Source organism: Nocardia sp. PLKS1-43, assembly GCF_059510335.1.
On record NZ_JCAJZQ010000002.1, the window covers coordinates 182,404 to 201,557 of the forward strand.

At 68.5% G+C, this 19,154-nt stretch carries 19 protein-coding genes; 15 read left to right on the forward strand and 4 right to left on the reverse strand.

Annotated elements, in window-relative coordinates; translation table 11 throughout:
* Window positions 1-27 precede the first annotated feature (27 nt).
* The 3 genes from AC5WS7_RS08825 to AC5WS7_RS08835 all read left to right on the forward strand — a co-directional run bounded on the left by AC5WS7_RS08825 (window position 28) and on the right by AC5WS7_RS08835 (window position 3,780).
* The gene (locus AC5WS7_RS08825) at window positions 28-1,713 is read left to right on the forward strand and encodes a hydrogenase maturation protein (protein WP_495953919.1); all 1,686 of its coding nucleotides are present in this window, start codon (window positions 28-30) and stop codon (window positions 1,711-1,713) included.
* Window positions 1,714-1,789: 76 nt separating this feature from the next.
* Window positions 1,790-2,647, forward strand: coding sequence for an MHYT domain-containing protein (locus tag AC5WS7_RS08830; RefSeq protein ID WP_495953920.1), 858 nt, complete (start codon window positions 1,790-1,792; stop codon window positions 2,645-2,647).
* A 158-nt stretch (window positions 2,648-2,805) separates the two neighbouring features.
* Complete coding sequence (locus tag AC5WS7_RS08835; RefSeq protein WP_495953921.1) at window positions 2,806-3,780, forward strand: LLM class F420-dependent oxidoreductase; 975 nt, start codon at window positions 2,806-2,808, stop codon at window positions 3,778-3,780.
* A 123-nt stretch (window positions 3,781-3,903) separates the two neighbouring features.
* Here the strand turns inward: AC5WS7_RS08835 and AC5WS7_RS08840 are convergent, their stop codons facing one another.
* Window positions 3,904-4,644: an SCO6745 family protein gene (locus AC5WS7_RS08840; protein ID WP_495953922.1), complete on the reverse strand. Its 741-nt coding sequence runs from the start codon at window positions 4,642-4,644 to the stop codon at window positions 3,904-3,906.
* 188 nt (window positions 4,645-4,832) lie between these two features.
* Here AC5WS7_RS08840 and AC5WS7_RS08845 point away from each other — a divergent pair, with 188 nt between their 5' ends.
* On the forward strand, window positions 4,833-7,118 hold the full coding sequence (locus AC5WS7_RS08845; RefSeq protein WP_495953923.1) for a serine/threonine-protein kinase: 2,286 nt from the start codon (window positions 4,833-4,835) through the stop codon (window positions 7,116-7,118).
* 102 nt (window positions 7,119-7,220) lie between these two features.
* Window positions 7,221-7,931 (forward strand): metal-dependent hydrolase, encoded by a 711-nt coding sequence (locus AC5WS7_RS08850; protein WP_495953924.1) that lies wholly within the window; start codon window positions 7,221-7,223, stop codon window positions 7,929-7,931.
* Here AC5WS7_RS08850 and AC5WS7_RS08855 read toward each other — a convergent pair.
* The gene (locus AC5WS7_RS08855) at window positions 7,869-8,741 is read right to left on the reverse strand and encodes a helix-turn-helix transcriptional regulator (RefSeq protein ID WP_495953925.1); all 873 of its coding nucleotides are present in this window, start codon (window positions 8,739-8,741) and stop codon (window positions 7,869-7,871) included. The genes AC5WS7_RS08850 and AC5WS7_RS08855 overlap by 63 nt on opposite strands.
* Before the next feature lie 234 nt (window positions 8,742-8,975).
* Between AC5WS7_RS08855 and AC5WS7_RS08860 the strand changes: the two genes are divergently transcribed.
* Together AC5WS7_RS08860 and AC5WS7_RS08865 are read left to right on the forward strand one after the other, a co-directional pair.
* Window positions 8,976-9,707 (forward strand): SDR family oxidoreductase, encoded by a 732-nt coding sequence (locus tag AC5WS7_RS08860; RefSeq protein WP_495953926.1) that lies wholly within the window; start codon window positions 8,976-8,978, stop codon window positions 9,705-9,707.
* A 209-nt stretch (window positions 9,708-9,916) separates the two neighbouring features.
* Window positions 9,917-10,414: a phosphoribosyltransferase gene (locus tag AC5WS7_RS08865; RefSeq protein WP_495954510.1), complete on the forward strand. Its 498-nt coding sequence runs from the start codon at window positions 9,917-9,919 to the stop codon at window positions 10,412-10,414.
* A 47-nt stretch (window positions 10,415-10,461) separates the two neighbouring features.
* Here AC5WS7_RS08865 and AC5WS7_RS08870 read toward each other — a convergent pair whose 3' ends face one another.
* Both AC5WS7_RS08870 and gloA2 read right to left on the reverse strand, forming a co-directional pair.
* Window positions 10,462-10,953 (reverse strand): peptidylprolyl isomerase, encoded by a 492-nt coding sequence (locus AC5WS7_RS08870; protein ID WP_495953927.1) that lies wholly within the window; start codon window positions 10,951-10,953, stop codon window positions 10,462-10,464.
* 45 nt (window positions 10,954-10,998) lie between these two features.
* Window positions 10,999-11,385 (reverse strand): SMU1112c/YaeR family gloxylase I-like metalloprotein, encoded by a 387-nt coding sequence (gene gloA2 / locus AC5WS7_RS08875; RefSeq protein WP_495953928.1) that lies wholly within the window; start codon window positions 11,383-11,385, stop codon window positions 10,999-11,001.
* Between the two features lie 81 nt (window positions 11,386-11,466).
* Here gloA2 and AC5WS7_RS08880 point away from each other — a divergent pair, with 81 nt between their 5' ends.
* The 8 genes from AC5WS7_RS08880 (at window position 11,467) to AC5WS7_RS08915 (ending at window position 19,094) form a co-directional block, all read left to right on the forward strand.
* Entirely contained in the window at window positions 11,467-11,916 is a 450-nt protein-coding gene (locus tag AC5WS7_RS08880) for a helix-turn-helix transcriptional regulator (protein WP_495953929.1), read from the forward strand.
* Window positions 11,917-11,921: 5 nt separating this feature from the next.
* Entirely contained in the window at window positions 11,922-12,332 is a 411-nt protein-coding gene (locus AC5WS7_RS08885; RefSeq protein ID WP_495953930.1) for a VOC family protein, read from the forward strand.
* A 67-nt stretch (window positions 12,333-12,399) separates the two neighbouring features.
* Window positions 12,400-14,799: an ATP-binding cassette domain-containing protein gene (locus AC5WS7_RS08890; protein ID WP_495953931.1), complete on the forward strand. Its 2,400-nt coding sequence runs from the start codon at window positions 12,400-12,402 to the stop codon at window positions 14,797-14,799.
* A 92-nt stretch (window positions 14,800-14,891) separates the two neighbouring features.
* Window positions 14,892-15,401 (forward strand): GtrA family protein, encoded by a 510-nt coding sequence (locus AC5WS7_RS08895; protein ID WP_495953932.1) that lies wholly within the window; start codon window positions 14,892-14,894, stop codon window positions 15,399-15,401.
* A 160-nt stretch (window positions 15,402-15,561) separates the two neighbouring features.
* Window positions 15,562-16,335 carry an SGNH/GDSL hydrolase family protein gene (locus tag AC5WS7_RS08900; RefSeq protein WP_495953933.1) on the forward strand — a complete coding sequence of 258 codons (774 nt, stop codon included), beginning with the start codon at window positions 15,562-15,564 and terminating at the stop codon, window positions 16,333-16,335.
* A gap of 23 nt (window positions 16,336-16,358) precedes the next feature.
* Window positions 16,359-16,922, forward strand: a complete 564-nt coding sequence (locus tag AC5WS7_RS08905) for a hypothetical protein (protein ID WP_495953934.1) — start codon at window positions 16,359-16,361, stop codon at window positions 16,920-16,922.
* Between the two features lie 479 nt (window positions 16,923-17,401).
* Window positions 17,402-17,911: a copper chaperone PCu(A)C gene (locus AC5WS7_RS08910; protein WP_495953935.1), complete on the forward strand. Its 510-nt coding sequence runs from the start codon at window positions 17,402-17,404 to the stop codon at window positions 17,909-17,911.
* On the forward strand, window positions 17,904-19,094 hold the full coding sequence (locus AC5WS7_RS08915; protein ID WP_495953936.1) for a Dyp-type peroxidase: 1,191 nt from the start codon (window positions 17,904-17,906) through the stop codon (window positions 19,092-19,094). The genes AC5WS7_RS08910 and AC5WS7_RS08915 overlap by 8 nt, the downstream gene beginning before the upstream one ends.
* Window positions 19,095-19,154: the final 60 nt, after the last annotated feature.

The following is a 19,154-nucleotide window of genomic DNA, read 5'->3' on the forward strand; positions in this document are numbered from 1 at the left end:
CCGAAACATCCCTGATGGAGGAGCACCGTGCGCATCCTGCTGGTCGCCAGCGCATTCAACAGTCTTACCCAGCGCGTTCACACCGAACTGCGGGAAAGACACCACATCGGGGTCGAACTGGCCCTGGGCGACGATCTGCTGCGAGCGCGGGTTGAGTCCTTCCGGCCCGATCTGATCCTGGCCCCGATGCTCACCACCGCGATCCCGGAGGACATCTGGACCCGGTACCCGGTGCTGATCGTGCATCCCGGGCCGATGGGCGATCGCGGCCCCTCCTCGCTGGACTGGGCCATCGCCGAGGGCGCCACCGAATGGGGCGTGACCGTCCTGCAGGCCGTAGCCGAAATGGACGCGGGCCCGATCTGGGCGAGCGTCCCGTTCCCGGTCGCCGACTGCGGCAAGAGCGAGCTGTACCGCAACGAGGCCGCCGATGCCGCCGTGCGCGCGGTACTGCTGGCCGTGGAACGTTTCGCCGGCGGCCACGAGCCCGAACCACTGGACTATTCGCGCCCCGACGTGCGCGGACAGCTGCGCCCGTACCACTCGCAACAGTTCCGCCGGATCGACTGGTCCACCGAGAGCACCACGGCGATCCTGCGCAAGCTGCGCGCCGCCGACTCCCAGCCCGGCGTCGTGGACGTGCTGTTCGGCAGCGAGTACTTCCTGCACGGCGGTCACAACGAGGACCGGTTGCGCGGTGTGCCCGGCACCGTCATCGCGACCCGCGACGGCGCGATCTGCCGCGCGACCGTCGATGGCGCGGTGTGGATTCCGCAGCTGCGCCCGCGCCGGGTCCCCGGCGGCCCGGCCACCTTCAAACGCCCCGCCGCAGACGTGCTGGCCGCCGAACTGACCGACGTCCCCGAGGCGCCGATCACCCCGGCCGAGGCCGCCGAGCGCGACACCTGGTCAGAACTGCGCTATCGCGAGGAGGCCGGGGTCGGCTACCTCGAATTCGCTTTCGCCGGAGGCGCGATGGACACCCGGCAGTGCCGCCGGCTGCTCGACGCCTACCGCCACGCCGCCCGCCGCCCGGTGGACGTCCTGGTCCTGGGCCCGGCCCGGGACTTCTTCTCCAACGGCATCCACCTCAACGTCATCGAGGCCGCGGCCGACCCGGCACAGGAGTCCTGGCGCAACATCACGGCCATGGACGACCTGGTCGAAGCCATCCTCACCACGACCGACAAGCTGGTCATCTCCGCGCTGACCGGCAACGCCGCGGCAGGCGGGGTGATGCTGGCCCTGGCCGCCGACGAGGTCTGGTGCCGCGAATCGGTGGTGCTCAACCCGCACTACCGGCTGATGGGGCTGTACGGCTCGGAGTACTGGACCTATTCGCTGCCGCGTCGCGTCGGTGCCGCCGAGGCCGCCCGCCTCACCAGCACTCCCCTGCCGGTCGGCGCGCGCGAGGCGGTGACCCTGGGCCTGGCCGACCACGCCGTCGCGGGCACCGCCGAGGACTTCTGGACCTGGGCGCGGCAGGAGGCCGCCGCCCTGGCCGCCGCACCGGAACTGGCCGAGCGTTTGCTGGCCAAGAAACAACGCCGCGCGGCCGACGAGGCCGCCAAACCCCTTGCCGCATACCGGGAAGAGGAGTTGACACAGATGCACCGCAATTTCTTCGCCCCGAACGAGTCCTACCACGAGTTGCGGCAGAACTTCGTCTACAACGTCCGCCCGATGGTCACACCGGCGTACCTACTCGGGTAAACGATCAGCTTCACATACCCGTCGAGTTGAACTATGGTCCCCGAGATCGCTTGTTCAGGAAGTTTGGAAGTGTCACGTGCTAGAACTCGACTACTTCAGCTACGGCTGGGTGACCCCGGCCTTGGCGTACGTCATGTCCGTCATCGGTTCGGTGCTCGGACTGCGGTGCGCCTTCCACGCCCGTGACTCGAAACGTCCCGGCGGCTGGCTGGTCGCCGCGGCGATCTCGCTCGGCGGCGCCGGCATCTGGGTCATGCATTTCACCGCCATGCTGGGCTTTTCCATTCACGGAGCGAGCATTCGATACAACTTGCCGCTGACGCTGGTCAGCGCGGTCGTCGCGATCGTGGTGGTGTGGGTCGGACTGTCGCTGGTCGTACGCTGGCGGCGCGAGGTCCTGGCGTTGCCGATCGGCGGCGCGGTCACCGGGCTCGGTGTCGCGGGCATGCACTACATGGGCATGTTCGCGATGCAGGCGGACGTCGCGATGCACTACAGCCTCTCGGTGGTGCTGTTGTCGGTGGTCATCGCGGTCGTCGCGGCGACCGCGGCACTGTGGTTCATGCTGCACGTGCAGGGCCTGGCGGCCACGTTCGGCGCGGCCATGATCATGGGCCTGGCGGTGTGCGGTATGCACTACACCGGGATGGCCTCGATGTCCGCGGAGCGTTCCACCGGTCACGATATGGCGATGAGCGGCAGCGGCGTCGATCCGGTGCAGCTGCTCACGCCACTGATCATGACCGTCACGCTGGTGACCATGATGTTGATCGTGCTGGTCGGCGTCGCCGAACTGGACGAGCGCGGCACCGCCGAGGCCGAGGCCGCCCTCGCCGTGCCGTCCGCGGCGAAATCCCGTGTGCTGACGACTGATCCGGCCGCTCTGCCCAGCAGCGGCCGGTCCTGGCCGAGAGCCGCGCCGAGCGACGACTGATCGACCGATCGCCGGTTCGGCCACGGTTCCGCCGAGCCGGCAATCAGCCCAGAAGTTGCCGACCCGGCACCGACCCACCACAGTGGATTCGGTGCCGCGGCGCGACCCGTCGCGGCCGGGGCCCATTCCGGACCCCACGGACGCGAAGGAGTTAGACCGTGCGCTTCGGCATCTTCATCCCTCAGGGCTGGCGGCTCGACCTGGTCGGCATCGACCCCGCGGCACAGTGGACGGTGATGCGAGATCTGGCCCGCCGGGCCGACGCCAACCCGGACTGGGAGTCGCTGTGGGTATTCGACCACTTCCACACCGTGCCGGTCCCGACCACCGAGGCGACCCACGAGGCGTGGACGCTGATGTCCGCGTTCGCGGCGAGCACCGAACGGATCCGGCTCGGCCAGATGTGTACCGCGATGAGCTACCGCAACCCGGCCTACCTGGCCAAGGTCGCGGCCACGGTGGACATCATCTCCGGCGGCCGGGTCGAGATGGGCATCGGCGCGGGATGGTACGAACACGAATGGCGCGCATACGGATACGGCTTCCCCACCGCCGGTGAGCGCCTGGCCCGGCTGGACGAGGGCGTGCAGATCTTCCGGCAGGCGTGGACCACCGGCGAGGCCACGCTGGACGGTAAGCACTATCAGGTCGACGGTGCGATCGTGCGGCCGCTTCCGTTGCAGGAGGGCGGAATTCCGCTCTGGATCGCCGGCGGCGGGGAGAAGGTGACGCTGCGGATCGCCGCGAAGTACGCGCAGTACACCAATTTCAGCGGCGAGGATTTCGCGCGCAAATCCGAACTGCTGCGCGGGCATTGCGCCGAGGTCGGCACCGATTTCGACGCGATCGTGCGCAGCGCCAACACCACCGTGGTCACCGGCGCGAACGAGGCCGAGATCCAGGACAGACTCAGCGCACTGCACACGCGCCTGGCTCCGGTTCTCGGGCAGGAGGCGGCCACCACCTGGATCGACAAGGCCATCACCCACGGCACGCCGGATCAGATCACCGAAAAGCTCAGCGCCCTGCGGGATCTGGGCCTGGGCTACGCGATCCTCAACTTCCCCGAGGCCGCCTACGACACCTCCGGCATCGAACTGTTCGAACGCGAAGTCATCCCGGCCCTGCGCTGATCGGCGCGAAAATACCTGCGCGGGAAGGTGATTGGCGGCATTCGCCACAGACGATCACCTTCCCGCCGCTCGCCGCCGATCCGCGGCAACAGCGATCTCAACCGGCCCCGGCCGCGGCGCGGTTCAGCGGTTGTAGACCAAACCCTGTGCCGTCGTGAGCAATTCTGCCAGCTCCGCACCCTGGCCGTCGTCCAAGACCGCGAACGCCGGGGCGATCAACTCGTCGGTCAGCGCCTCGGCCCTGTCCCACCGCTGCCGCAACTCGGGGGTGATCTCCTGGTACGGCTCGGGCCAGCCGAACTCGCGCGCCTGATCGACGCCGCTGTTGCGCGGCGAGCCGCCGATGAGTACCGCCTGCTGCGGGGTCAGCCCGACGGCCCGCACGGCCAGTAGATGCAGCCCGCCGCGCAGCTCGCGCAGCACCTGGATCAACTGCATCGCCCGGGCCGGGCCATCGCCCGCGAGCGGCAGCGCGCGCCAGCCCGCGAACAGGGCCGCCCCTGCCGGATCCGCCGCCGCGGCCACGGGGGCCAGCAGTTCGGCCAGTCGCCCGGCGCGCTCGAATCCGCCCAGTTTGCGCCGCCCGAAATCCTGGCACACCCCCAGATAGCCGGCCGCCGCCTTCTCCGCGGGGATGTCCAGCGACTCCCATGCCGTGCGAATGGTCTCGGCCGGGAAGAAGCCGAATGCGGAAGTCACCACATCGGCGTCGACGTCGCCGAGGACGCCGCCGCGCCCGCGGGTATACGGTCCGAGGAACCCGGTGGCTCCGGCCGCGGCGCCGAACGCCTTGGCCTCGCGGGAGAACATGAATCCCGCTCCGATCGTCTGAATCTGCACCTTGACCGCCGAGGCTGTGGACACAGCGGGGCCCCTTCCGTTGTCGAACGTCTTGTCCCGGAGCGTATCTCACTATCGTCAGCTAATGCCAGATACGCGGGACGGAAATCCCGGCGCGAGTAACGGTGTCTTCCAACCACCGATAAGTGGCGCGAGGGATCGAATATCCTCGGGGCCGGGCCCGGGACCAACACCATTCGAAGCGAGCGACGTTGGAACATCACCTCGGCGCGACCGCACCCGACCCCGGTGCCGATCGCGCAACGGCGACGCAGACAGCGTTGACCACCCTCGTCGCGCGGTTCTCGGCCCAGTGGCGCGGCGCGGATTCCCCGCCCGACCTGTCCGCCCACCTGCCCGCGGACCCCGGCCTGCGCCGCTCGGCACTGATCGAACTGATCAAGGTCGACCTGCACGAGCGCTGGCGGCGCACCGACGACGCCCTGCGCCTGGCCGACTATCGCGACCGCTTCCCCGAACTGGCCGGCGCGCCGCTGCCCCCGGACCTGATCTACGAGGAGATCACCGCGCGCAGCCGCCGGCACGAGGTCGACCTGGCCGAGTACCGACACCAGTACCCCACCCAGATGGCCCGCATCACAGCCGATTCCGGGGCGAGCACGCTGACACCGGCCACGGCGCAGGGCCGCAATCCGCGCAGCACGGTACTGGCCGACCCCACCGCCCTGGACGCACTGGACACCATCGATCCGGGGGCCACCGTCGATGATTTCGACCTGCTGCTGCCCCTGGGCAAGGGTGCGTTCGCCCGTGTCTTCCTCGCGCGCCAGCGCTCTCTGGGCCGCATGGTCGCGGTGAAGATCTCGCACGACCGCGGCGCCGAACCGCAGACCCTCGCCCAGCTCGACCACGATCACATCGTGCGGGTCTTCGATCAGCGCCAGATCACCGACCAGCGTCTCAAGCTGATGTATATGCAGTACGTGCCCGGCGGCACGCTGCTGGGTGTGCTGCGCATACTGCGCCGCACACCGGCCGATCGACGGGACGGCACTGTGCTGCTGGAGGCGGTCGACGCCGCGACCACCACCAGCGGCATACTCGAACCGCAACGCTCCCCCGCCCGTGCCGAACTCGAACAGCTCAGCTGGCCCGAGACCGTCGCCTGGATCGGCTCGCGCCTGGCCACTGCCCTCGAGTACGCCAACCGGCGCGGGGTCCTGCACCGCGACCTCAAACCCGCCAATGTCCTGCTCGCCGCGGACGGCCAGCCCAAACTCGCGGATTTCAACATCAGTTTCAGCCGCCACCTACCGGGCGCGAGTCCGGTCGCCTACTTCGGCGGCTCGCTGCCCTACATGTCCCCCGAACAGCTCGCCGCGATCCACCCGGGCCTGGCCGCCTCGGCCGCGGATCTGGACACCCGCAGCGATCTCTACGCCCTCGGCGTGGTCCTATGGGAATTGCTCACCGGCGCAATCCCTTTCGACGACGAGCCCGATTGCGGCGAATCCGCGGAGTCGCTGCGGGCGATGATCGACCGGCGCACGGCCGGAATCCATCCGCGATACCAGGATCAGCTGCCGCCGGACACCCCCGCGGTACTGCGGCACGCGCTGTTGGCCTGCCTCGCACCGGATCCCGGCGACCGCCACGCCACCGGCGCGGAGCTGGCCCATCAGCTCGAACTCAGCCAGGACCGCACCGCGCGCGACCTGATCGACCCGCCCACGAACAGCCTGCGCGCCCGGCTGCGTATGCGACCGATGCCCGTGGTCACCGTCTCCAGCATCTTCGGCCAGTTGCTGGCCGGGATGTACATGGGCGCGCACAACATCCGGCTGGTCGACGGGCAACTCGGTGCCGCGGCGGCGGACACCATGACCCGCTTGGGGGTGATCGTCGCCGTCATCGCCTATCCGCTGGGTATCGCCGGACTGCTCTACTGGTGTCGTCAGGTGTTCCTGGTACCCGACGCGCTGCGCCGCGGCCGCCGGTTCGACGAGGCCACCCTCGCCAAGGCCCGCGCGGGTACGCTCGCCTGCGGTGATCGGATCGCGGTGGTGGCCGTCGTCGGGTGGCTCGCGGCCGGAGTGGTGCTGCTGATCCGGCTGCACGGCCTGGGGCCGATACCGCCGGGCCTGCTCACCGACCTGATCGCCTCGCACGTCGTCGCGGCCGCGGTCGCGGTGGTGTACACGTATTTTCCGGTCACCTTCTTCGTATTGCGCTGGTACTACCCGGGACTCGTGTCCGCCGGACGACCCTCCGCCGCGGAGGCCGCCCGCCTGCACCGCCTGGTGCGGCGCAGTCGCGTCCATCTCGGCGTGGCGGCCTCGGTGCCGCTGGCCGGCGTACCCGCCGGACTGGTTTTCCTGACTCCCGAGCAGCAGCAGTCCGTCATCGGGCCGATCGTAGAGCTTTGTGTCGGTGGGCTTTTCGCGTTCGCCATCACCCTGCGCACGTTCTACGCGCTCGACGCCGACCTCAACGCGCTGAACCGGATCGTAGATCCGCACCCCCATCAGCGCGCCTGACCATCCCTGCGCCGCTGCCGATTCCGTGGAGCACATCCGTTGAAACCCGCTCGCCCACGGTCGTTCGTCACCCGCCGATCAAGATCGGCTAACCTCGAGACGGTGCTAGGACATTCACATGCGACCAGCGGCGCCCTCGCGTGGGCCGGAGCCGCTGCCGCGCTGCCGCTTTCGATTCTGACCTTTCCGGCGATCCAGGCCGGACACATCGGCACCGTCGACCTGGTGATGGGCACCTTCCTCACCGCGGGGGCGGCACTGCTGCCCGACGCCGATCATCCCAGCGGCACCATTTCCCATGTGCTCGGCCCGGTTTCGCATGTGGCCTGCAAGGTGATCTCCGAGGTCTCCGGCGGACACCGGCACGCCACCCACTCGTTCGCCTTCGTCATCGCCGTCACCGCCGGCACCTGGGCCGGCGAGCACTGGCTGCACCGCTGGTTCACCCTCGGCCTGGTGTTCTTCCTGCTGGCCCTCGCGGTCCGGGCGCTGAATCTGTGCCCGTCCGGCCACGGGTTCCGGTCCTACGGCACGATCATCATCCTGGCCGCGGCCGGCACCTTCGCGATGGACCAGTGGATCGCCGACAAACCGTCCTGGCTTCCGTTCGCCGTCGGCCTGGGGTCGCTGGCCCACCTCGCCGGGGACTGCCTGACCGACCGGGGCTGCCGTCTGTTCTGGCCCTTCACCCTGCGCACCTGCGTGCCGATCATCGAACGCACCGGCAACAAGGTCGAAACGTGGATCGTGTCACCACTTTTCGTCGCCGGCACCTGCGCGCTGCTGTGGTACACCATCGTCCACCATCCCTAGCAGCGTCATCGCATCGTGGTCCGGGCTGCCCGGCGCGGCCTGGAACACCACGAAGCGCTGCCCGTCGGGTGCGGTAAGGATCTCGGAGGTCAGAGCGAACCGCCCCACCCCGCGATGCCGGAACACCCGCGTCGCACCGCGTTTGGTGCGCACGTCGTAGTGCGCCCACAGATCCGCGAATTCGGCGCTCTCGGCACACAATCCGCTCACCACGGCGTGCAGCGCCGGTGAATCCGGTTCGCGCCCTTGGACCGTGCGCAGATGCGCCACACAATCGCGGGTCATCGCATCCCGGTCCTCGAAAACCCACCGCGCGGCCGGATGGGTGAACACGTACCGCACCAGATTGCGTTCCGCCGCAGCGAAATCCGACAAACCCTCCAGCAATCGCAACGCCTCCGGATTCGCCGCGAGCACGTTACTCGGCTGATCCAGGATCAGCCCCGGCGTCGGCCGCACCGATTCCAGCAGCAACATCATCCCCGGCCGCGGCGCCTGCCGCGGCACCTCCGGAGCCACCCGCCGCACCGCCACCGCCCGAGCCAGGTCGTACAGGTGCGTCCGCTCGTCCTCGTCGAGCCGCAACCCCCTCGCGAGCGCATCCAGCACCGCCGGACTCGGATTCGTATCCCGCCCCTGCTCCAACCTGGTGTAGTAATCCACGCTCAACCCGGCAAGCGTCGCAACTTCCTCCCGCCGCAACCCCGGCGTCTGCCGCCGCCCCACCCCTGCCGACAACCCCACCTGCTCAGGCCGCAACCGCCCCCGCCGCACCCGCAGAAAATCCCCCAATACCCGCCGTTCACTCACCCGACCAGTCTGCCCCTCATACGCGCCTGCGGGGTGGCCCCAGCAGGGCCAGGCCCCGCGCGATCTCCCATGCCGCCGCGATTTCAGTTTCAACACGCCATTCGGCCCGGCAAGCAACGAGTCCCCGACTTGAAAAGTTCCAGGCGCCGCGGCACCACCCTCCGGGTGGCCCCAGCAGGGCTGGGCCTCGCACGGTCTCCCCGCGGCGACGGCGCGAATCGCAGAGTCGTTGTCATGACCGATATTTCGCACACGCTCGTCATCGGCGGCAGCTCCGGAATGGGGCTGGCGTTGACTCGCAGGCTGCTCGCCGAGGGGCAGGCTGTCACCATCGCCGGCCGGTCCGGGCAGCGCCTGGACGCTGTGTCCGCCGAACTCGCGACCGACCGGCTGCGCACCGTCCAGGCGGACGTCACTCGTGCAGATTCGGTCCGAAAGCTGTTCGGCCCGTTACTGATCGAGCACGTCGGGCGGCTGGACCATGTCGTCGTGACTGCCGCCGATATGTCCGCCGGGTACGGACCGCTGGCTCGACTGCCGCTCTCCGATGCGCGGGCCGTCGTCGAGGCCAAGGTGCTCGGACCGTGGCTCGTCGCCAAGTACGCCGCACCGCTGCTCACCGAATCTCTCACTGTCACTTCGGGCATCGCCGCCTACCGCCCGGCCGTCGGCGGTACCGTCGTGGCGACCGTGAACGCCGCGCTGGAGGGACTCGTCCGCGCTCTGGCCCTGGAACTCGCGCCGATCCGCGTCAACGCCGTCTCCCCCGGCTGGGTCGACACCCCGATCTGGAACCTTTTCGCCGCCGACACCAAGGACGAACGCCTCTCCGCCATGGCCGCCCGGCTACCCGTCGGCCGGATCGGCCTCCCCGACGACATCGCCGACGCGTTCCGAGCCGTCATGACCAACCGATTCATGACCGGAACCGTCCTGCACGTCGAGGGCGGCCACCGCTTGATCTGACGAGCTGCCAGCTGCCGTCGAAATCGATTGGCGCACAATGGGGGAAGCGTTCACCCGAGCAGAAGCGAACAGCGAACTCGACAGCTGAACCGCGTTCCGACCGAGAAACCGGCGAGCCCGCTGACGTCCATGCGACGTCTGCGGGGCTCGTCCTGTCCACATTCAGCGCACATACCGGCCGGGCGACCGCCCGGCTGGGCTAGTCTCGGCTGGTGAGCGATCGCGAGGAACTCGATTGGCAACTGTTCGGCACCGCGAGCCGAGAGCTGGCCGAGATGGTTGCCCGGGACGGTTTCGAGCCCGATCTGATTCTGTCCATCGCGCGCGGTGGGCTGTTCGTGGCGGGGGCGCTGGGGTATGCGCTGGACGTGAAGAATCTGCATGTCATGAACGTGGAGTTCTATACGGGCGTGGATCAGCGGCTGGATATGCCGGTGATGTTGCCGCCGGTGCCCTCGGCGGTGGATCTGGCGGGGGCGCGGGTGCTGGTGGCCGATGACGTCGCCGATACCGGGGCAACCCTGCGGCTGGTGCGCGATTTCTGCGCCGACAAGGTGGCCGAGGTGCGCTGTGCGGTCATCTACCAGAAGCCGCGCTCGGAGGTGTCGTGTGAGTACGTGTGGCGGCACACCGACCGCTGGATCAACTTCCCGTGGTCGGTCCTGCCGCCGGTGGTGGCCCGCGAACCGCGTGTCGTCGACGCGTGAGAAATCCTGGGACCGCCCGGAGCGGCCCCAGGATTCGTTCCGCGAAGCTAGACCACCTGAGCGGAGACGATGGTGATCGGCTCGACCGGGACGTCCCGATGCCCGGCCTTGGACGTGGTCGTCACGCCCTCGATCGCGTCGACCACCTCCGACCCCTTGCTCACCTTGCCGAATACCGCGTAGCCGAAGCCGTCCTGGCCCGGGTAGTTCAGGAAGTCGTTGCCCGCAGTGTTGATGAAGAACTGCGCGCTGGCCGAATGCGGGTCGGAGGTGCGCGCCATCGCGACGGTGTACTTGTCGTTGCGCAGTCCGTTGTTCGCTTCGTTCTCCACCTTGTTCGGCGCGGGCTTCTGACTCATATCGGCGGTCAGTCCGCCGCCTTGAACCATGAACCCGGGGATCACCCGGTGGAAGATCGTGCCGTTGTAGTGGCCCGATTCGACATAGTCCACAAAGTTCGCGACCGTCTTGGGAGCTTTGGTCTCATCGAGCTCCAGGGCGATGTCTCCGGCTGAGGTTTTCAACAACACTGTGGTCATCGGAACATCGTGCAACGCCTGTCGCCGAAACGCGCTCCGCCACGCTCACTCCTGGTACAGCTCGAGCGGCAGACCGTCGGGATCGGCGAAGAATGCGAAGGGCTTGCCGGTGTACTCGTCCACCCGGACCTCCTCGGTGCGCACTCCCCTGTCCCGCAGCTCGCGCACCGCGGCCGCCACATCGGGAACCGCGAAGGCCAGGTGCCGCAACCCGCGCGCCTCCGGATGCGAGAGCCGGGCGGGCGGGTCGGGGAAGGTGAACAGCTCGATCTGCGATCCGTCCGGCAGTGCCAGGTCCAGCTTGTGCGAATGCCGTTCGGCCCGATAGTTCTCCGCCACTATCCGCAAACCCAGCACCTGCGTGTAGAACGCCTTGGACACGCCGTAGTCCGAGGCGATGATCGCGGCGTGGTGGATTCGTCGCAGTTCCATGCCGCCGACGCTAACCGAGTCCTCCCACCGATGACGTCGCACCGCCCCCGCGTTCGGAGATCGGCACGTACGATCTGGCTCATGACCAGTGCCCCGACCGAGGAACAGCGGCTGCAGGACCTGGCCCGGCTCCGGCGGGTGCGCGACCGGATCGATCGGGAGTACGCACAACCGCTCGACGTCGAGGCGCTCGCCCGCGACGCGCACATGTCGGCCGGGCATCTGAGCCGCCAATTCCGGCTCGCCTACGGGGAGTCGCCGTACTCCTACCTGATGACCAGGCGCATCGAGCGCGCGATGGCGCTGCTGCGCCGGGGCGATCTGAGCGTCACCGAGGTCTGCTTCGCGGTCGGCTGCTCGTCACTGGGCACGTTCAGCACCCGGTTCAGCGAGCTGGTCGGCGTGTCCCCCAGCGTCTACCGCCGCGAACAGGCCGACGCCACCGCGGGCATGCCCTCATGTGTGGCGAAGCAGGTGACCAGACCGATCAGGAATCGAGAAGCCTCGGTAACCGACCCGCAATTAGCCTGATCGTCATGGACATCACCATTCACTCGAGTTTCCTGCCGCAGAACGATCCCGATGCCGCCCTGGCCTTCTACCGTGACGCGCTCGGCTTCGAACTTCGCAACGACGTGGGTTACAACGGGATGCGCTGGCTGACCGTCGGTCCCGCCGACCAGCCGGCCGTCAACGTCGTGCTCTACCCGCCGCAGGCCAGTCCGGGGATCACCGACGACGAACGGCGCACCATCACCGAGATGATGTCGAAGGGCACCTACGGCAGCATTCTGATGGCAACCAAGGATCTGGACGGCAGTTTCGAACGTGTCCGGGCCACCGGCGCGGAGGTCGTCCAGGAGCCGACCGAACAGCCGTACGGCGTGCGCGACTGCGCCTTCCGCGATCCCGCGGGCAATATGGTCCGAATCCAGGAACTGCGCTGACCCGCCGCGCACCAGCCCATATCGATTCCGGACCGCGAGTACGGCCGTGCAGACAGATGGAGACATGATGACCGAGGCCGCGAGAACGCCTGCGCGACCGGAGCAACCGCCCGCACCACACGCCGCCGACAGCCACGAGGTGATCCGCGTGCTCGGCGCCCGCGTCAACAATCTGCGAGACGTCAGCGTCGAGCTGCCCAAGCGCAGGCTGACGGTCTTCACCGGCGTCTCCGGCTCGGGAAAGAGTTCGCTGGTCTTCGGCACGATCGCGGCGGAATCGCAGCGCCTGATCAACGAGACCTACAGCGCGTTCGTGCAGGGCTTCATGCCGACGCTGGCACGGCCCGAGGTCGACGTCCTGGAGGGGCTGACGACCGCGATCAGCGTCGACCAGCAGCGCATGGGTGCGAATCCGCGCTCGACGGTCGGCACGGCGACCGACGTCGACGCCATGTTGCGAATCCTGTTCAGCCGCTTGGGCACACCGCATATCGGTTCGCCCCAGGCCTTTTCGTTCAATGTCGCCTCGATCAGCGGTGCGGGCGCGGTCACCGTCGAACGCTCCGGCCGCACGACCAGGGAGCGGCGCAGTTTCAGCATCACCGGCGGCATGTGCCCGCGATGCGAGGGCCGCGGCTCGGTCAACGACATCGATCTCACCCAGCTCTACGACGCGAACAAATCCCTGCGCGAGGGCCCGTTCACCATCCCGGGCTACAGCATGGACGGCTGGTTCGGGCGAATCTTCATCGGCTCGGGCTTCTTCGATCCGGACAAGCCGATCCGGAAATACACCAAACGCGAGCTGAACGATCTGCTCTACAAGGAGCCGACCAAGATCAAGGTCGAGGGCATCAACCTCACCTACGAGGGCCTGATCCCGAAAATACAGAAGTCGATGTTGTCCAAGGATGTCGACGCGCTGCAACCGCATGTGCGCGCCTTCGTCGAGCGGGCGGTAACCTTCACCGTCTGCCCCGAATGCGACGGCACCCGGCTCAGCGAGGCGGCCCGCTCATCGAAGATCAAGGGACTGAGCATCGCCGACGTGTGCGCGATGCAGATCAGCGACCTCGCCGAGTGGGTGCGCGAGCTGGACGAGCCCTCGGTAGCCCCGCTGCTGCAATCGCTGCGCGAGACCCTGGACTCCTTCGTGGAGATCGGCCTGGGATATCTGAGCCCGAACCGGCCCTCGGGCACGCTGTCCGGCGGAGAAGCCCAGCGCACCAAGATGATTCGTCATCTGGGCTCCTCGCTCACCGATATCACCTACGTCTTCGACGAGCCCACCATCGGCCTGCACCCGCACGATATCGAGCGGATGAATTCGCTGCTGCTGCGCCTGCGGGACAAGGGCAACACCGTGCTCGTGGTCGAGCACAAACCCGAGGCCATCGCGATCGCCGATCACATCGTGGACCTCGGACCGGGGGCGGGCTCCGAGGGCGGAACGATCTGCTTCCAGGGCACCCTCGACGAACTGCGGGCCAGCGACACCATCACCGGCCGCCACCTGGACGACCGCGCCGCGGTCAAACCGTCCGTGCGCACCCCCACCGGGGCATTGGAGATTCGCGGTGCCACGGCGAACAACCTGCGCAAAGTGGATGTGGACATTCCGCTCGGCGTGCTCGTCGTGGTGACCGGTGTCGCCGGATCGGGTAAGAGTTCGCTGGTGCACGGGTCGATCCCGGCGGACGCGGGCGTGGTCTCGGTCGACCAGGGCGCGATCCGCGGTTCGCGGCGCAGCAACCCGGCCACCTACACCGGACTGCTCGAACCGATCCGCAAGGCGTTCGCGAAGGCCAACGGCGTGAAACCCGCACTGTTCAGCGCGAATTCGGAGGGCGCGTGCCCCGCCTGCAACGGCGCGGGCGTCATCTACACCGACCTGGCGATGATGGCCGGAGTCGCGACCACCTGCGAGGAATGCGAGGGCAAGCGGTATCAGGCCGCGGTGCTGGACTATCACCTCGGCGGTCGCGATATCAGCGAGGTGCTCGCGATGTCGGTGGCGCAGGCCGAGGAATTCTTCGGCGAGGGCGAGGCGCGCCTTCCCGCGGCCCAGAAGATCCTGCGGCACCTGGCCGACGTCGGGCTCGGCTACCTGCGCCTGGGACAGCCGTTGACCACGCTGTCCGGCGGTGAACGTCAGCGGCTCAAACTGGCCACCCACATGGGCGACAAGGGCGGCATCTACGTCCTGGACGAACCGACCACCGGGTTGCACCTGGCCGATGTGGAACAGTTGCTCGCCCTGCTGGACCGGCTGGTCGACGCCGGGAAATCGGTCATCGTGGTCGAACACCACCAGGCGGTCATGGCGCATGCGGACTGGATCGTGGACCTGGGGCCGGGCGCGGGCCACGACGGCGGCACCATCGTCTTCGAGGGCACGCCCGCCGACCTCGTGGCCGCCCGATCCACCCTCACCGGCGAACATCTGGCCGCCTACGTCGGGAACTGAGCGCACGGCCGCCGCCGGCCCGGCGGTGGCCGTCGCCACACCGAGATGCGGCAGCACGTGCCGGACGGCTGCGGTCCGGCTATTGTGGCGACGTGTCGTTGCTGCAGACCGCACTGGATCGAGTGCCGGACCGCTACCTCGCCCGTCTTCACCAGCATCAAGAGCTGATGAAGTTCGCCGTGGTGGGAGCGATCACCTGGTTCATCGATACCGGGATCGTCTACGCGCTGAAACTGACCGTCCTGCAGGACAAGCCACTCACCGCCCGCGCGATCGGCGTGCTCATCGCGACCATCGCCTCCTATATCCTCAATCGCGAATGGTCGTTCAACACCCGCGGCGGGCGGCAGCGCGCGCACGAGGCGGCGCTGTTCTTCGGCGTCAGCGCGATGGCGGTGGTCGTGACCCTGATCCCGCAGGCGATCGCGCTGTACATCTTCGACATCCACGTGCCGCACGTGGGCCCGACGACGCAGGCGCTGTCGAATTTCATCACCGGGCAGATCCTGGGCGTGCTGTTGGCCATGGCGTTCCGGTACTGGGCTCTGCGGCGGTTCGTATTTCCCGATGATTTGACTCAGGCCGCGCTGGAAACACTGTGACGTAGCGGCCGAGCCCACGGTGTCCCGTTGGCTCGACACGTGCCGCGAACTGCGTCAAGATGCCTCCCGAGGGGGCACGTCCAGGGAGGTGAGCGGCATTCTCCACCACGGCCGACCCGGCACGAATTCGGAGTCGACTCGATGGCACGGTAAAAAGTATGTGGCACTGGGCAGTTCGTTCGCCTCGGGTCCGGCGATCGCACCACGCGAGCCCGGAGCGCCGCGTCTGGCGGGCCGCTCGCGCAACAACTACGCGCACCTCGTCGCCGATGCCGCCCGGTTGCAACTCACCGACGTCACCAGCAGCGGCGCCACCTGCGAACACATCTTGCACGAGCAACAGTACGGTCAGCCGCCGCAGATCCGCGCGGTCGACGCCGGCACCGACCTGGTCACGCTGACCATCGGCGGCAACGATATCGGGCTCACCCAGTACCGCGTCGCGCACCGATTACCCCTGCCGTTGCGGCTGATACCGCCGATCGCGCGCCTGGGCGACGAGACGGCTGTGAACCATCGGCTGCACACCATCGAACAGAGCCTGACCGAGGTGCTGAACACGATCTCCCAACGCGCACCGCGGGCGCGGATTCTGGTCGTGAACTATCTGTCCCTGCTCGGCCCGGTCTCCGACGAGGATCGCCCGGTCGATCGCAATTACCACCAATTCGCCGAATCCCTTGCCGCGCATACCGCCTCGGCCGCCGCCCGCGCCGGAGCGGAATTGATCGACGCCCGCACGCCCAGTCTGGACCACCCGCCCGGCAGCACCGGCGCGTGGACGTCCGACGGCTATATCCCGCTACCGGGGCGGCAGTATCCGGGTGCGCCCTTCCATCCCACGGCCGCGGGCATGGCGGGCGTGGCGGACCTCATCCTCGATCGTCTGGCGACGCTGCCACCGATCGAACCGCAGACCTCCGCGGAGGCCTGAGGTCCGGTCGTTACGATATCCCGGTGCGATCACCCACCGACCCCGCCGCGCGGCTGCGCGGCGCGTGCGTCGGTGCGGCATCGGGCGCGGTGAGTATCGGCGCGCATGCGCTCGGCGGCGGGCCGGTATCGCTCACCTCCGCGTCGGTGGTCCTGCTCGTCGCGGTCTGCGCACTCACCGGGACCGTCGCGGCCGCGATGCGCCCGGGGCCGGCGCGACTGCTGCCGATGCTCGCCCTCGGGCAGGCGATCGGGCATGTGGCGCTGGCGATTTCGCCGGAACACTGTCACGGCCGACAGCTCACCCCGGCAATGCCGGCCGCGCACGCACTCGCGGTTCCCATCGGCGCACTGCTGATCCGGGGCGCGGAAGCGGCACTACGCCGGATCTACGCGTGCGTGCTGCGCGTACTGGTCGCGTTGATCGCGACTGTTCCTGCACCACAACCCCGTTCGGCCTGCACACCGGCCGCGCCGCCGACGTCGCCGCGGCGCTTGCTGATCAGCTCGGGCATCGGCCGGCGCGGGCCGCCGAGGTGGGCGTTCATCGAAACTTTCCACCGTCCGGCGGATTTCGCCGTCTGCTGACCCATATCGACGCGCACGACGATCGCGGTTCCGCGATCGTCCGGTACTGCCGTTGCGGCACCGATGCCGCACGGCGGCAAGCGGATTCGTCGTTCCGGTCCGGCGGCATCGCCAGGTCCGGTTCACGACGCCTCCCGGTGGGCACCCGCTGTCCGTGCCGGCGTGGACGCGGCCGCATCTCGGTAGCCACGACCGGCGGTCCGGTGCCGCGCGGATGCACGCGGGCACACCCGAGTTCGGCGGCACACGCTCGGGCACGTCTCGCCGCGCGTCGGGTCCGCGTCCCGGATGCCGGACCCGCGGCTGTTCCGGGTGCACGCGAGCGGCTGTAACTGCCGGCGGTATCGCGCACACGCATGCTGTGCACGAGCCGGGCGCACGTCGGCGTACGGCCGACCCGGGTACCGACGCCCGGTCCCGCGCGGCCGAGGAGTCCGGACGGTGGCTCTGAAACCATCACCATGAAACGGAGCCTTGCCATGTTCACCTTCACCCGTGCCCACGCGGCCGCGGCGCTCGCGGCGCCGATCCTGCTGTCCGGATGTTCCTCCGGGACAACCGAATCCACCAGCGACGCGGCATCGGTCAGGATCAGCAATCAGTGGATCAAGGCCGCGGATTCCGGAATGTCCTCGGCCTTCGCCGATTTCAGCAACTCCTCGGACCGGGAGATTCGGGTGGTCGACGCGACCAGTCCCGCGTCGACCCGGATGGAGATCCACGAGACCGTGGACAACGGCGGGACCCCGATGATGCGGCCGATGGCCGGTGGGCTGGTCGTACCCGCGCACGGCACCGCATCGCTCACCCCGGGCGGCAACCACCTGATGTTCATGGATTTGAAGTCGCCCCTGCGCACGGGATCGCGGACGCCGATCACGGTGAAATTCGCCGATGGATCGAGTACCACGTTCACCGCGCAGGCCCGCGACTTCTCCGGCAATCGGGAGAACTACGCGCCCGCCACCACCCCCGCGCACGGTGGCTGAGCCGGGCCTGACCCGGCGGCGACTGCTCAGTGGTGGCGCGGTCGCGGCCGGGGCCGCCGGAATAGCTTGGGGGACGGAGCATTTCGCTCGCTCCGTGCGGCAGGACGATCCCGCCGCGGCGACCGAACCGTTCTACGGGCCGCATCAGGGCGGCGTCGCGACGCGGCCGCAGCGGCATGTGACCTACCTGGGATTCGACCTGAAACCCGGCACCGCCCGCGCGGACATCATCGGCCTGCTGCAGATCTGGAGCGGGGACGCGGCCCAGCTCACCCAGGGCGAACCTGGTCTGGCCGATTCCGAACCCGAACTCACCACCCGGCCCGCGCGACTGACGGTGACGATCGGTTTCGGGCCGCGACTGTTCAGCGTCGCCGGGGTCGAGCCGGCGCGGCCCTCGTGGCTGCGTCCGCTGCCCGCCTTCACCATCGATCGTCTCGACCCCGCGTACTGCGACGGCGATCTGCTGTTGCAGATCTGCGCGGACGAGGCGACGACGGTCGCGCATGCGGTGCGGGCATTGAGCCGGACGGTCACCTCACTGGTGTCGGTGCGGTGGGTGCAGCGCGGATTCCGCGATGCGGCGCCGGGGCAGACCATGCGCAACCTGTTCGGCCAGGTCGACGGGACCGTGAACCCGGTCGCGGGCACCGACGACTTCGATCGCCTGATCTGGCACGACGGCCGCGGGCTGCCGTGGCTCGCGGGCGGAACGTCGCTGGTGCTGCGTCGCATCGCGATGAACCTCGACACCTGGGACGACCTGGATACCGGTGGACGCGAATTGTCCGTCGGCAGAAGGGTCGCCACCGGCGCTCCGCTGACCGGAACCCACGAGTCCGACGATCCGGATTTCCGGGCCGTGGACAACTTCGGCATACCGGTGATCCCGCCGTCGTCGCATATCGCGCGGGCGCACCACACGAGTGGTACCGATCGGTTCCTGCGCCGCGGCTACAACTACGACGAATCCCCCGCACCCGGCGCGGTGTCGAATTCGGGGTTGTTGTTCGCCGCGTATCAGGCCGACGTCGAAGCGCAGTATCTCCCGGTGCAGCGGCGCCTGGCCGCATTCGACGCCCTCAACACCTGGACCACACCCGTCGGGTCCGCGGTGTTCGTCCTCCCGCCCGGAATCGCCGGCCCGGGCGGATATATCGGGCAGTCGCTGTTGGAGAGCTGAGCGAAGCCCCGTTCGGCACGCCGTGCACAGATGCAGACCGGGCGGCATCGCACGGCGTGC

Bases quoted from the DNA above. Each gene is read 5' to 3' on its own strand.
- AC5WS7_RS08860 (WP_495953926.1), top strand. From the start codon at position 8,976: ATGACCGATATTTCGCACACGCTCGTCATCGGCGGCAGCTCCGGAATG.
- AC5WS7_RS08870 (WP_495953927.1), bottom strand. From the start codon at position 10,953: ATGACCACAGTGTTGTTGAAAACCTCAGCCGGAGACATCGCCCTGGAG.
- gloA2 (WP_495953928.1), bottom strand. From the start codon at position 11,385: ATGGAACTGCGACGAATCCACCACGCCGCGATCATCGCCTCGGACTAC.
- AC5WS7_RS08880 (WP_495953929.1), top strand. From the start codon at position 11,467: ATGACCAGTGCCCCGACCGAGGAACAGCGGCTGCAGGACCTGGCCCGG.
- AC5WS7_RS08885 (WP_495953930.1), top strand. From the start codon at position 11,922: ATGGACATCACCATTCACTCGAGTTTCCTGCCGCAGAACGATCCCGAT.
- AC5WS7_RS08890 (WP_495953931.1), top strand. From the start codon at position 12,400: ATGACCGAGGCCGCGAGAACGCCTGCGCGACCGGAGCAACCGCCCGCA.
- AC5WS7_RS08910 (WP_495953935.1), top strand. From the start codon at position 17,402: ATGTTCACCTTCACCCGTGCCCACGCGGCCGCGGCGCTCGCGGCGCCG.